This window comes from Rhizobium redzepovicii, from assembly GCF_019793435.1.
Classification (GTDB): domain Bacteria; phylum Pseudomonadota; class Alphaproteobacteria; order Rhizobiales; family Rhizobiaceae; genus Rhizobium; species Rhizobium redzepovicii.
In genome coordinates this window covers 1-13,790 of record NZ_JAILYH010000040.1, presented here as the reverse complement: position 1 = coordinate 13,790, position 13,790 = coordinate 1, and the positions used below count along the sequence as shown (strand labels likewise).

The window sequence follows — 13,790 nt, the reverse complement described above, 5'->3', positions numbered from 1 at the left end:
ATGCGCGCCGCCGAACTGCCACGATGGCTTCATCGCTACAATTGGCACAGGCCTCACGGAAGTCTAAACTCAAAACCACCAATCACTAGGCTCGCTCTTACCCAGGACAACCTGTTGAGGCTCCACAGCTAGCCACCGCTCTGGGGAAAAATACGTCTTCGTCCTCACCTGCGAATCTGACGTCGCCTTCAGACCAAGGACAAAATTGAAGTTATTTTCGCTGCCGGCTTCGCGCGTGAAGCTGAGATAGGAGCCGAATCGCTCGTATTCGACATTTCGAAGGTTTTGGATCGACGCAAGAGTATCCTCGAAATCGCGCCAGCACGCCTGCTTCACGATGATCTCGAAAATGCGCAGGACGGCCGGGGCGAGGTGCCCCTTCGCGTCTGTCGCCGGCCCAATGATCTTGGCGCGGATATCGACAACATCGCCGGTTTCATTTCCACGAACCTTGACGAAGGTGGAACTGAGGGGACGCACCTCGTCCCGTTCGTAGATGCGCTGAAAATAACATTCATAACTGCGATTGCGCATCGATGCGGCTTTCCAGTCGCTCATCTCGATGCCGGCCCCTCGAAGAGCACCGCACATATTCGGGCCCGAAACGCGCCACATCCGCAGAAATTGACTTGCCCATTCCGGCTTCGGGACCTCGATCAGCGGCAGCGATATAGACATCGGCGGGAGAGGAGAAGGAGCCGCCGTGCCGGGGCCGATGGCCATGGGCGCTGATTGGACAGCCGTGTCGAGAGCTCCATCGTCAGAGAGCCCGACCGGATCGTCGAGGTCGTGGAGTTCACGGTAAAAGACAAGCGTACTTGCAAAAAGCAAACCGGATATCAAAAGTATCGACCAAAGCAGCCAGCGGCTGCGGCTCCGCAATCTGGAGTTCCAGCGCCGATGGGGGATGTCGGGAGGAGGATCGACTGCTGATAGCGTTTTATCCACGGCGACCTCACAAGCAAAATCGGAGCGGATGCGAGTTTGAACCCAATCAAGCTCGATCCCGTTTGCAACCAGCCGCTGTCGGTCGGCGCGTCAGCCAATGCCCCTGCTGGCGGCTCTTTCTGAGGTGAGCAACGCATGTGCAAAACGGTACAGTCTGTCCGACTCACCTTCGACACTTTTGAGTGTGAGGTCGCCTCTGTGGAGCGTCAAGCAGCAAGCCTGTCGGACGGCATTCACCCCCTCAAAATTGGTGGGAAGAGCGCATTGGCCGCCTCAGGACACCTACATCAGACCGCTTCGCGACAACTGCGCTGACCCCGCATTGTCAGCCGCCCATTGATCTTCATACACTCGGTATCGCGTTCGCGGCAGACCGATCCGCCTACGGTTCGCGTATTGCGTTATCCAGGCCCCGCAGCAACGGATACAGGAAATAGGAGATCACTGTGCGCTTGCCGACCTTAATCTCCGTGGACACGGTCATGCCGGGAAGCAGCCGCACTGGCACGTCCGACGCATTCAGCCTGGTGTCGGCGAGCAGGACGCGAGCCTTGAAGAAGGGAGCAGCCGACTGGCTGGGGGTGGTGGTTTGATCCTGCTGGCCGGTCAGGAACGTGTCCTCGCTGATGGTGCGAACCTTGCCGGAGGCCGTGCCGTATTTCTGGAAGGGATAGGCGTCGAGCTTGATACGCGCTTCCTTGCCGACGGCCACCCGGCCGATGTCGCGGGTGTTGATCGAAACTTCGGCTTCGAGCGGCACGTTGATCGGCACCAGGGTAACGATCGGTTCGGCTTCGCGCACCACAGACCCGATGGAGCGCTGGGCGAGATCCAGCACGACGGCGTCGGCGGGTGCGGTCAGCGCCACCATGTTGCGGCGCAGCTTCATCTTTTTCAGTTCCTCGTCGGCCATGTCGCGCTGGCCGCGCAGTTCCACCAGTTGCTCCATTGCGGCGCGGCGGAAGTCCTCGATAAAGGCTTGGCGGTCGGCTCGGAGCTTGGCAAAGGAGTGGGCGGCCTCGTCGGCCCGGCCGCGGACGGCAGTTAGATCGGATTCGACGTCGAGGCGGGCGTCGCGGGAGCCGAGCAGCGTGATCAGCGAACCGCTCTGGTTGTCATAGAGCCTCTCCCGCGCTGCTTCGATCTGAGAGAGCCCATCACGCCTGTCATTGAGCACCGCCTCCTGGTTTTTGCTCGCCACAAGAGCGGCGGATTGGCCGGCGATCTGCTGATCGAAATTCTGCAACTGCGCCACGTAAAAGGCCCGTCGCTGGCCAAAGAGCTGCGCCTGCAACATCTGGTCGGGCGTATCTCCTGCCATCTTCGTATAGTCGTCGCCGGCAAGCTCGGCCTCGATGCGCCTTACCTGGGCATCGAGTGCGGAGAATTTCGCCTGCTGCTGGTCGACATCGGCTTGGCTGAAGGTGGCGTCGAGGGTCGCGAGCGTCTGACCGGTATGCACGACCTCGCCGGCCTTCACCTCGATCGTGCGGATGATCGAGGTTTCGAGCGGCTGTACGACGATGGTCGGCTGGGTGGTGACGAGCTTGCCTGGCGCAATCACCACCTCATCGATCGAGGAGACCGAGGCCCAGGTGATCGCTGCGGCAAGCAGCGCCGTTACGCAGTAGAGCGTCATGCGCGCCACCCGCGGCGGGGCGCGTTCCTCGAGCTCGACAGCATCGGACTGGAATTCGGCAATTGCCGGCGGCAGCGGCGGGCGGGCAGTTAGTGCCCTTCCCTTATCAGGAGCCTTGTCCGAGGCGCCCTTGTCTGAAGGGACCGGCAGGTTTTCACTGGGTTTTCTGGCGTGCGCGTTCATGCGACCTGCCTCATTTGCTGGGCCCACAGGTGGCGATAGGTCATGCAGCGCGATACGAGCTGATCGTGCCGGCCGATATCGGCGACCTTGCCGCGATCGACGACGAGAATGGCATCGGCATCGACGAGCGTCGAAAGCCGGTGCGAGACGATGATGACGGTGCGGCCGGCAGCGATGCGGCTCAGATTCTCGCGGATGATCGCCTCGCTGTCGGGATCGAGCGCGCTCGTCGCCTCGTCGAAAATCAACAGCTTCGGATCGGTGATCAGCGCGCGAGCGATGGCCAACCGCTGCTTCTGGCCACCGGAGAGGTTGGAGCCATTTTCCTCCAGCATCGTGTCGAAGCCGCGCGGCAGACGCTCTATGAACTCCTCGGCGCCGGCGATGCGGGCGACCTCCATGATCTCCTCGATGCTCGCATCGGGCTTGGCGGCGGCGATATTCTCGCGAACCGAGCCGCGAAACAGGAAGTTATCCTGCAGCACGACGCCGATGCTGGTTCTTAAGTGCACAAGGTCGATCTCGCGGCTGTCATAGCCGTCCATGCGCACCAGCCCTTCCTGGCTCTGATAGAGCCCCTGGATGAGCCTTGTGATCGTCGTCTTCCCCGAGCCGCTCTTGCCGACCACGCCGAAGACGCAGCCCGCCGGAACGGCGAAGGAGACATTGTCGAGCGCCGGCGCGCTGTCCGGAGCGTAGCGGAAGGAGACCCTGTCGAATTCGATGCGGCCCTGCAAATGCGGTCGCACGCCACGCCCGCGGCCTGCCTGCTCCGGCCGCTGGTTCATGATCTCACCGAGCATGCGCACGGAGAGCGCCACTTCCTGATATTCATGCGCCATGGTAACGATCTGGACGAGCGGACCGGAGACACGGCCCGCGAGCATGTTGAAGGCGACAAGCGCTCCGATGGTCATCGCGCCGCTGAAGACGTCTAGCGCACCGAGGCCGATGATCGCGACACTCATTAGCTTCTCCAGCAGCCCGGTCATCGCTTGGGCGATGGTCGAGATCTTGTCGACCCGGAACCGCACGGATATCGATTGCGCCGAATAGTCGTCCCAGACCTTGCGCTGGCGCGGCTCCAGCGCCAGCGATTTGACGGTGCGCATGCCGTGCACGGTTTCCACCAGCAAGGCCTGACGGTCGCCTTCCGCCTGGTAAAGCGCCTGCAGGCGGCGCTGGAACGGCCCGACGAGCATCATCACCACCAGCCCGACAAGCGCTGCAAAACCCAGCACAACCAGCGTCAGCTTGACGCTGTAGAGAAGCAGGATCGGCACGAAGACCAGCAGGGAAACACCGTCCAGAAGTGTGAGGAACAGCCGCCCGGTCAGGAATTCGCGGATGCGCCCCGTCTGCTGCATATGCTTGACGAGGACGCCGGCCGAAGCCTGCTCGAAGAGCGCGATCGGCAGATTTAGCAGATGGCCGAAGGTGCGTGTCGCGACGCGGATATCGATCCGGTTCGTCGCGTAGAGCAGCAGATAGCGCCGCAGGAAGGTGAAGGTCGCATCGAAGACGAGTGCGATCGCAATGCCCGCTGTCAGAACCGTCAGCGTCGCATAGCTCTGATGCACCAGCACCTTGTCGATGACGAGCTGAAAGAAGATCGGCGTCGTCAGCCCCAGGCCGTAAAGCACGAAAGCTGCGAGCGCGACATCGCGGAAGAAGCTGCGCTGCTTGATGATTTCGGGGACGAACCAGCGGAAGCCGAACGGCCGGTCCTCATCGGACATGCGATAATTGCGCTTCAGCAGGACGACAGATCCGAGCCAGGCCTTGGCGAATTGCTCTTCGCTCAGCATCATCACTTCGGCGCGTGACGCGAGCGGATCGAGAACGCGAATTCTCTCATCCTCGCCGCTCCCGACAGCGCCAGCGATGACCACCCAATTGCCGTTCGTCAGTTCCGCCAACGCCGGAAAGGCCTCGCCCAGTTGAAACAGCGATCGCCAGTCGAGCGTCAGATGCCGGGCTCTGAGACCGGCATCCTTGGCCATGCGCAGCAACTGCCGCACGGCAACCGGATCGTTGCCGACGGCATAATCATGCTGCAATCTTTCAGGCGCGAGATCGACGCCATGATGACGCGCGACGAGCGCCAGACAGTGCAGGTTGGTATGCAGAAAACCAGTCATGGCCCACCCGAAACAATACGAGACCGAGTCAATATTCGTTTTTTCAGTTGAAGTTCGGCGAAGCGTTCGACGCGCCGGCCTGCTGGATATCGGTCGCCGCCGCCGCCGACATATCGCCGATACGACGGACCGCACCCGCCTCGACCAACCCACCGAGCGCCTTCTGCATCAGATCGACCGCGTTGGCGAAAGCATCGACAGGCATGATGATGCGCTGGCGGAAGACCGGCTTCGGGTTGTTGTTATCGTCGCGATCGGTTGCCGAAAGCGACATCAGGTCGATGCGCACGATCGTTCCCGTAATGGTGATTTCGCCGATGCCGTCTGCGTAAAGTTCGTTGCTCATTGTTCTCTCCTCCGTTGATAATCAATACGTCTTCACTTAAGGCGCTTTACGTTCCATATGACACTCTAACTATTTGAATACGCAGGGATATGTCCGTGCTGCCAAGCCGGAAACGGATCGCGAATGCCGACGGCGGTCTGCGGATCGAAACCCGTCTCCTCGCCGATCAGGCAATAACCGAGAGCCGCGCGGATCGCTTCCTCGTCGAAGCCGGAACCGATGAAGACCAGCTCCTGGCGGCGGTCGCCCCAGACATCATCCCAATGCCGGTCGATGAGCTGGCGGAACTGCGGAAAGCGCGGCCATTGTACCCGCGGCACCGAGGCCCACCAGTAGCCCCTGGTTTCGATGCGGCACTGGGAGCCGGCAATCGACAGAAGGCCGATTTCATCAGGCCTCGTCGCCAGCCAGAAATGACCCTTTGCGCGGATGAGGCCCGCCCATTTCCGGTCTAGGAAATCCTTGAGCCTAAGGGGGTGGAAGGGCCGGCGGCTGCGATAGACGAAGCTTCTTATGCCGTATTCCTCGGTCTCCGGCACGTGATCGCCCCAGCCGAAGAGTTCCTTGTGCCAGAGCGGATGACGGGCGGCCTTCGCCTCGCTGAAGAGGCCGGTATCCAGGATCGCGCCAAGCGGCACCTGGCCGAAGACCGCCTCGACGACCTGCGCCCCCGGATTGAGCGCCGCGACGACCCGGCGAACCTCGGCAAGGTCGGCGCACGGCACGTCGCCTGCCTTGTTGATGATGACGACATCGGAAAATTCAATCTGCTCGACGAGCAGTTCCACGAGCTTGCGGTCATCATGCCCGTCACGCCTTTCGCCGCGATCGGCTAGGAACTCGGCGCTCTGGTAGTCGGCGAGGAGATTGACCGCATCGACGACGCAGACCATCGTATCGAGACGCGCCACATCGCAGAGGGCCGCCCCGCTCTCGTCGCGGAAGGAGAAGGTGGCTGCAACAGGCAGGGGCTCGGCAATGCCGGTGCCCTCGATCAGCAGATAGTCGAAACGGCCGGCGGCTGCGAGCCGGCGGACTTCGCTCAGGAGATCGTCGCGCAGGGTGCAACAGATGCAGCCGTTGGTGAGCTCTACCAGCGTCTCGTCGGTGCGCGAGAGATCTGCTCCCCCCTCGCGCACGAGCTCCGCATCGATGTTGACCTCGCTCATATCGTTGACGATGACGGCAACCCGGCGGCCCTCCCGATTGCTCAGGACATGATTGAGGACAGTCGTCTTGCCGGCGCCGAGAAACCCGGCGAGAACCGTTACTGGCAATCTGTTGTCTGCACCCATCATCGATACTCTCACTCTTTACAGCATGCCCGGCCTTACATCCTCGCGGGCGTTACGCCGCGAGCTGTGGTTTGAAGGCCACATCCACATAGTAGTTCGTGCTGTTATAGCTGGCTGTCGGGAACAACCCGCCCGCCCCATAAGCATAGACGCCGTTGCTGCCGCCGAGCGCCTTGAGATCACCGTTCGTCACGTCGCTGGCAAAGTAATTGCCGGTCGCCGAATAATTGCCGTTGGTCGAGTAGGAGACGACGTAGGTCGTATCCGCCTGGATGGCGATCTGCTGGGTGAGCTGCGCAGTCTGCCAGCCGCTCGCCGTCTCGTTGTTGAAGGTGACGCTGCCGAGCAGCGTGCCCGAGGCGGTCCAGAGATAGCCGTTATGCGAGCCTGTATTATCGGCACCCTTGTAAAAGCGGATGCCGGTGATCCAGCCTGACGTATCGGCCTGGAATTTCATGCCGAGATTGACCTGCTGGTTGTCGTTGACCGAGACGACCGAAGGCGTCGCGTTGGCGGCAAAGAGATTCTGCTCCGGACCGGCCGTCCCATTGCTGATGGTAAGCGCCACCTGCGCCGAGGCCGTGCCGCCCTTGCCGTCCGAGATCGTGTAGCTGAAGCTTGCTGGTCCCGAATAGCCTGCCGTCGGCGTAAACGTCGCCGTCTGGGCCTGGGCGTTCCAGGCGACCGAGCCGTTGACCGCGGTGCTGACCCCAGTGATCGTGAGCGGATCGCCATCGCCATCGCTGTCGTTTGAGAGCAGCGCCGAGGCCTGGATGGTGATCGGCGTGCCGGTATTGGTCGTAAAGCCGCTGTCATTGGCGGCGACCGGAACCGCATTCTGCGCACCGCCCTGCTGATAGACGACGTCGACCCAGTAGTTGCTCGCATTGTAGGATGCCGTCGGAAACAGGCTGCCCGAGCCATAGGCATAAAGGCCGTTGCCGCCGCTCGTCGTACTCGACGGAGCCGTCAGCGCACCATTCGTATGGTCCGTCGTGAAGTAGTTCGCCGTTGCCGAATAGAAGCCGTTCGAATGGTAGCTCGCCACATAGGTGGTGCCGCCCGTCACGTTGATCGGCTGGGTGAAGGTAACCGTCTGCCAGCCACTCGCCGTCTCGTTGATGAAGGTCGCCTGGGCCAGAAGCTGGCCGCTCGCGGTCCAGAGCGAGCCGACATGCGTGCCGGTATCCTGAGCGCTCCTGTAATAGATGAGCCCGGTGATCTGGCCGCTGGCGGACGCGATGAACTTGACGCCGAGTTCGACCGAGTTGGTGTCATTGGCGACGGCAACCCCCGACGTATCCGCACCGGTAAACAGGCTTGACGTCGTGCCTCCGCCGGGCGGCGTGCCGACAGTGAGGCTGACCGTGGCCGAGGCTGTTCCGCCAAACCCATCCGAGATTGAATAGGAAAAGCTTGCCGCACCCGTATAACCCGCCGTCGGCGCGAAAGTGACGGACTTGGTCTGGCTGTTGAAGGTCACCGTTCCGTTGACCGCACCATTGACGCCGGTGATGCTGAGCGGATCGCCATCGGCATCGGTGTCGTTTGCAAGCAGGCTGCCTGCGGCAATCGCCAGCGCGGTGTTGGAATAGGTCGAGTAGCCATTGTCATTGGCGGCGACCGGCAGCACGTTGCTTGTCTGGTTGTAGAGGACATCCACCCAGTAATTCGACGACTGGTAGCTGGAAGTCGGGAAACCGGTGCCCTCGGCAAAGACACCGTTGCTGCCGGCAAGCGCCGTCAGCGCGCCGTTGGTATGGGCTGAGGTGAAATAGTCCGATGTCGCCACATAGGAGCCTGTCGTGTGGTAGGAGGCGACATAGGTCGTGCCGGCGGCGATATGCACAGGGTTGGCGAATGTCGCGGTCTGCCAGCCGCTCACAGATCCGCTGTCGGCGAAGGTGACGGTCGCGACCAGCGTGCCGTCGGCCGACCAGAGAGAGCCGGTATGGGCGCCAGTATCGCCGACCACCCTGTAGTAGCGGATGCCGGAAATCATGCCGCCGGACGAAGCGACGAACCGCATCCCGAGTTCCAGCGACTGACCGTCGTTGAAGCTTGCGCCCGTCGGCCCTTCGCTTGATGTAAACAGTGTTTCGCCGGTAGGGCCCGGGTTCACGGTGAGGCTGACGCTGCCCTGATCCGTGCCGCCGCGCCCGTCCGACAGCGTATAGGTGAAGCTTGCGGGGCCCGAATAATCGTTGGTCGGCGTGAAGATGACGGTGCCGTTCTGCTTGTTGAGCGTCACCGTGCCGTTGACGGCATTGCCGACGGCCGAAATCGTCATCGCATCGCCGTTGGGATCCGTATCGTTTCCGATGAGCGAGGTGATCGAGATGACGACGCTGTTGTTGCGGGTGATGGCCAGCCCGGTATCGTCGGTCGCAACCGGCGCGCTGTTGGGGCCGGCATCGAAGACCACGTCGACCCAGTAGTTGGTGCCCGTGCCGGGGCTCTGGCCGGGGAATGTGCCGGCATTGTCGCCATAGGCGTAGACGCCGCCGCCGTCGACGGCCTTCAGCGCGCCGCTGGCATAGGTGCTGCCGAAATAATTATCGGTGGCGGAATAGAAGCCGTTGGTGTGATAGGAGGCCACATAGGTCGTGCCCGCCGCAATCTGGATCGGACTGGAGAAGATCACCGTTTGCCAACCGGAGAGCGACTCGCCGACCGAGACACCCGTTGCCAGCAAGGTTCCGTCGGCTCGCCAGAGGCTGACGACATGGTCGCCGATATCGTGGAAGCCCTTGTAGAAGCGGATGCCTTCCACATAGCCTGCCGTCGTCGCCTGGAAGCGCAGGCCGAGCTCGACGGAATTGGGATCGATCGCCATTTCGACAGTGGGCTTCTCCGCCAAGGTCCAGAGGCCCTGCGTGCCCGGCAGGGTGACGGTGACCTGCTTGCCGGCCGATGGCGCCTCCATGTTGACGCTGTCGTCGACGGCGCGCGACAGGACCGTATAGGTGCCGCTTGCCTGGACGACCCAGTTATAGCTCCAGCTCTCGCGGCCGGTGGCCTTGAACCAGTGCTGGCCGCCATCGGTCGAGACCTCCACGCCAGCAATGATGCCGCCGCCGAAATCCTGCGCCGTGCCGGTGATCGTTACGTGCTGCCCTTCGATAAAACTTGCGCCGACGATCGGTGACGAGATCGACGAGGTCGGCTTCAGGGTGTCGGTCGATTGTGTGGCTAGAATCAGGCTCGCATCCAGCGTCGTCGGCTGGATGCCCATGTCCGCGAACATGTTGACCATCGCCTGCTGGACGTTGCGATCGGTCGACGTGGCCGGGCCCTGATGATTGTCACTCAGCCCCCAGGACCAGAAGACAGTGCCGGCGCCGAAGACCAGCGCGCCGCTTTCCGCCCGGTACATGGTGAGGCTATGGGTCGCCACCGCATCACCGACCGTCGTGCCGTAGTCGCGCAGATAGGTGCTCACGGCGATGGAGGAGAGCGACAGGTCGATCAGCCCATCCGGGCGAAAGCCGTTCTCGACGTCGGAATCCCATTCGTAGCCGAGCAGGTTCTGCACCAGATTGTAGGTATCACCCTCCTGCAGCTCGGCGACATCCGTGTTGCGCCAGAAGCGCAGGTTGGAATAATCGTAGGGGATGGAGATCGTGTCCTGGCGGTAGCTGTCCACTTGGAACATCGTGCCGGTCAGCGAATTTTCCGGCTCCTGACCGGCATCGGCATAGCGCGGATCGCGCCAGGTTCCGGTGCCGATATTGCTCGGATCGGTGCTCGTGCCCCAGGTTTCCTTGTAGCAGACCATGGTGCGATAGGCCTGGCCGCTGCCGTCGATGCTGCTTTCCCAGCGGACCTTCCAGTAGCACTCGTTGCCGCTCCAGAAAGCGAGGTCGACGCCGGCATCGCGGGCAGCCTCGACATTGGCGCGCTGTTCGGCAGACCAGTATTCGTCATGGCCGACAGAGAGATAAGCATCGTGGTTGAGCAGCAGCGTGCCGCTGCGCGCCGCATCGACGCCGGATATATAGGAAACGTCGTAGCCGTTCTGCTCCAGCCATGAAATGGCGGAGGATTCGACGCCGAAGATGTAATCGTGCGAGCCGCCGATCGGGCTCGTATTGGTGATGATCGGCCTGTTGTAGCTGACGGCCGAGGCGCGGCCGATGGCGGTCAGGCCGCAGCTGCAGTTCGGCGGCAGGTAGCCGATCATGGCGGCCGGATCGACAGGCACTTCGCCGTAATACAGGCTGGCGCCGCCCCAGGCATTATAGGCCTGCCAGGTCGTGTCCGATGTCTGGAAGACGATATCGCTGGTCGAGGCATCGTCGCGCACGACGAAGGGGATGATGCTTGCATCCTCGGTCCCATCCTCGCGCACCAGCTTGGCGAAGTAGACGCCGGAGACGGCGTCACTAGGAATTTGCCAGCTCGCCGAAACCGACCAGTTGCCGCAATCGATGAGGCCGAGCGACATGTCGACGATCGGATGCGGCTGGATCTGCGCCGTGGTCAGCTGCTGCTCGATCGAGTCGACCTTGCGCGCGCCGGCGCCGCCGTAATAACCCATGCGGTAGATGTCGATGCGGTAATGGGTGGAATCCGTGGCGATCTTGAAATCGACGGTCTGGCCGATATTGGTGCTGATTTCGGTGGCGAAGCCCTGGATGGTACCGCCGCCATCGCCCTCCAGACCCCACTCGCTGATCGGGTTTCCCTGCTTCAGGTTTTCGAGCGCGATCTTGTTGGGCGTCACTGCTGCCGCTGCAGCCGCCGGCGCCACCAGCGCTGTCGGGGCGGCGGTCGTCTCAGCGGAAGCGTCCTGGCTCGGCTCCACCGAGATGGATGCGATCGAGGCCTGAAGGCGCAACGAAGCCGTGCCGACACTGGTGGAAGAACTGACCGGCGCCGCCGTCTTGGCGCTGCCGGTATCGACATCGCTGGTAACACCCGTAAGCGCGGGGGCGGCAGGCAGTGCCGCCGCCTCCTCGGCCGGATCCGGGCCAAGCACGGTGCGCTCAGATGTCGAGGACGGCGTCTGGAAGACCGTCGCAGCCGACGCCGTCTTCGTGGACGTGTCCTGCGCGCCGCCGTCGGCAGCAGGGGCCGGCATCGCCGTCGACGATGCCGGGGACGATTGCATGTCGCCGGAGGATATCAGGGAAGATGTGACCGTGCCGGTGAAGGAGGATTGGACGGTTGCGCTGCCCTGATTGGCAAAGCTCGGAGCGCCGTCCGTGCTCCTCGACGACACAACTGTCGCGGAGGCAAGGACTGCGCTCCAGGCAGAGGATGCACGAAGGACACTCAACGCTCCACCAAATGTACACAGGTACTCACGATTACTGACATGAATTCTCCGCATCAGCGGCGTCCCCTTCCGCATCGGCCGGCCCTTCGACCGCTGTAGCAAGATGTTCATTCTGGCACCTTTGCGAAGGGAACGTACGACAGCAATCCGGGGTATGTGGGAGGTAGCTCCTACTCCAATGTGATGACCCTCACCCCATACCGGACGACAGGGCCCCAAAGTTGCCGACGGCTCCTGGCAAGTGCCTGACGCTTGAAAAGGAATTCTAGTTCGGTCCGGCTGGCCTAGCCGGTCAACTCGAGCGTTGTCCTGCGCCGCTACCAGGCCGGAAACGGATCTTCGAGGCTAGCCCAGTCGCGCGGATCGGCGCTGGCGAGGCACCCGTCCAGCGCGGTCCGCACACCCGTCTCGTCCATATCAACGCCGATAAAAACCAGTTCCTGCCGACGGTCGCCCCAAGCGCTGTCCCACCGGCTCTCGAGATGCTGGCGAAATTGCTGATGGCTCGGCCAGTCCTGCCGGGGCACGGCTGCCCACCAAAGTCCCATGGGTTCGCAGCGCCGTTGGATCCCGGCAGCCGACATCAGCCCCACATGACGCGGGCGCGTGGCAAGCCAGAAATGGCCCTTGGCGCGCAGGACCCCCGGCCAGGGCTCGTCCAGGAATGCCCGAAACCGTGTGGGATCGAAGGGACGTCTGGTACGATAGACAAAGCTCGAAACGCCGTATTCCTCCGTTTCCGGAACATGCTCATCCGGGCTGTACAATTCCTTGTGCCACAGGGGATGCGCAGCCGCCTTTGCTTCGTCGAAGAGGCCTGTATCGAGGACGGTTGAAAGAGAAATCTTGCCGAAATCCGTCTCCAGCTGGAGTGCATCCGGGTTGAGAGACGTTACGATCTTGCTCACCTCTGCTCGGACCTCGTCGGTCGCGTCCGAGATCTTGTTGATCACGACGACATCGGCAAACTCGATCTGATCGACCAGCAGGTCGATAAGTGTGCGCCGGTCTTCACCGTCGCGCTGCAGGCCGCGGTCGGCCAGCAGATCGGCACTGCTGTAGTCGGCCAACAGGTTTGCAGCGTCGACCACGGTGACCATTGTATCGAGCCTGGCAAAGTCGGCGAGCGAGACGCCGTTCTCGTCGCGGAAGGAAAAGGTTGCCGCAATGGGGCGTGGCTCGGCAATGCCGGTGCCTTCGATCAACAGATAGTCGTATCGCTGCTCTTCGGCCAGCCGTCGTACTTCCGTCAGGAGGTCGTTGCGCAGGGTGCAGCATATGCAGCCGTTGCTGAGCTCGATCAATGTCTCGGTTGTATGCGACAGGTTGCAGCCGCCGTGTTGAATGAGACTGGCGTCTATATTCACTTCGCTCATATCGTTGACGATGACAGCGACCCGCAGCCCCTGACGGTTGTTGAGGATGTGACTGAGGAGCGTCGTCTTGCCGGCGCCGAGGAAGCCGGCCAGCACGGTTACCGGGAGCCGCTCAATCCTGTTCATCGGCATTCCTTGAGGGCGGTCGGTCGCAGCGCCTTCGCCGCGGCCAGTATGTGCGTCGTGTTAGCCTCATTCGAAAACCGGTCCATAAGCTTTGCTTCATCCGGCGAGCTGCGGGCGGAAGACCACGTCGGCATAGTAATTCGCAGAATCGTAGGAGCTGGTCGGGAAGAGACCTGTGGTGGCGGATCCGCCATAGGCATAAACACCGTTGCCGCCGGCGACCGCGCTTGATTGGGCCGTCAAAGGACCGTTGGTGACGGCACTGGCGAAGAAGGCGTCAGTCGCCACGTAAGCGCCGGTCGTGTGATAAGACGCAATATAGTTGGTATTGGCAGTAATCGTGACGGGGGTTGAGAAGTTGACCGTCTGCCAGCCGCTGCCGGTGGTGCCGGCAAAGGTGGCGGTGGCGAGCTTGGTGCCCGTCGTGGTCCACAGGTCGACAACGTTCTGGCCGT

10 protein-coding genes are annotated in these 13,790 nt (G+C 62.1%); 2 read left to right on the top strand and 8 right to left on the bottom strand.

What is annotated here, in order from left to right; genetic code table 11:
- A partial coding sequence (locus K6N12_RS33155; RefSeq protein WP_343228894.1) for an integrase core domain-containing protein occupies positions 1 to 132 on the top strand: 132 nt, incomplete at its 5' end.
- Here the strand turns inward: K6N12_RS33155 and K6N12_RS33150 are convergent.
- From K6N12_RS33150 to K6N12_RS33125, 6 genes are all read right to left on the bottom strand, one after another.
- Positions 70 to 909 (bottom strand): DUF6030 family protein, encoded by an 840-nt coding sequence (locus K6N12_RS33150; protein ID WP_425517739.1) that lies wholly within the window; start codon positions 907 to 909, stop codon positions 70 to 72. The genes K6N12_RS33155 and K6N12_RS33150 overlap by 63 nt on opposite strands.
- A 421-nt stretch (positions 910 to 1,330) precedes the next feature.
- A complete protein-coding gene (locus K6N12_RS33145) occupies positions 1,331 to 2,770 on the bottom strand; it encodes an HlyD family type I secretion periplasmic adaptor subunit (protein WP_097627950.1) in 1,440 nt (479 codons plus the stop codon).
- A complete protein-coding gene (locus K6N12_RS33140; protein ID WP_097627951.1) occupies positions 2,767 to 4,911 on the bottom strand; it encodes a peptidase domain-containing ABC transporter in 2,145 nt (714 codons plus the stop codon). The genes K6N12_RS33145 and K6N12_RS33140 overlap by 4 nt, the downstream gene beginning before the upstream one ends.
- 43 nt (positions 4,912 to 4,954) lie before the next feature.
- Positions 4,955 to 5,257: a hypothetical protein gene (locus K6N12_RS33135; protein ID WP_097627952.1), complete on the bottom strand. Its 303-nt coding sequence runs from the start codon at positions 5,255 to 5,257 to the stop codon at positions 4,955 to 4,957.
- A 65-nt stretch (positions 5,258 to 5,322) separates the two neighbouring features.
- Entirely contained in the window at positions 5,323 to 6,555 is a 1,233-nt protein-coding gene (locus tag K6N12_RS33130; RefSeq protein WP_097627953.1) for a GTP-binding protein, read from the bottom strand.
- A gap of 49 nt (positions 6,556 to 6,604) precedes the next feature.
- The gene (locus tag K6N12_RS33125) at positions 6,605 to 11,533 is read right to left on the bottom strand and encodes a DUF4082 domain-containing protein (protein WP_239620463.1); all 4,929 of its coding nucleotides are present in this window, start codon (positions 11,531 to 11,533) and stop codon (positions 6,605 to 6,607) included.
- 1 nt (position 11,534) lies between these two features.
- Here K6N12_RS33125 and K6N12_RS34945 point away from each other — a divergent pair, with 1 nt between their 5' ends.
- Complete coding sequence (locus K6N12_RS34945) at positions 11,535 to 11,735, top strand: hypothetical protein (RefSeq protein WP_239620465.1); 201 nt, start codon at positions 11,535 to 11,537, stop codon at positions 11,733 to 11,735.
- A 415-nt stretch (positions 11,736 to 12,150) separates the two neighbouring features.
- Here K6N12_RS34945 and K6N12_RS33120 read toward each other — a convergent pair whose 3' ends face one another.
- Together K6N12_RS33120 and K6N12_RS33115 are read right to left on the bottom strand one after the other, a co-directional pair.
- The gene (locus tag K6N12_RS33120; RefSeq protein ID WP_097627969.1) at positions 12,151 to 13,335 is read right to left on the bottom strand and encodes a GTP-binding protein; all 1,185 of its coding nucleotides are present in this window, start codon (positions 13,333 to 13,335) and stop codon (positions 12,151 to 12,153) included.
- Between the two features lie 96 nt (positions 13,336 to 13,431).
- A partial coding sequence (locus K6N12_RS33115; protein ID WP_222135005.1) for a DUF4082 domain-containing protein occupies positions 13,432 to 13,790 on the bottom strand: 359 nt, incomplete at its 5' end.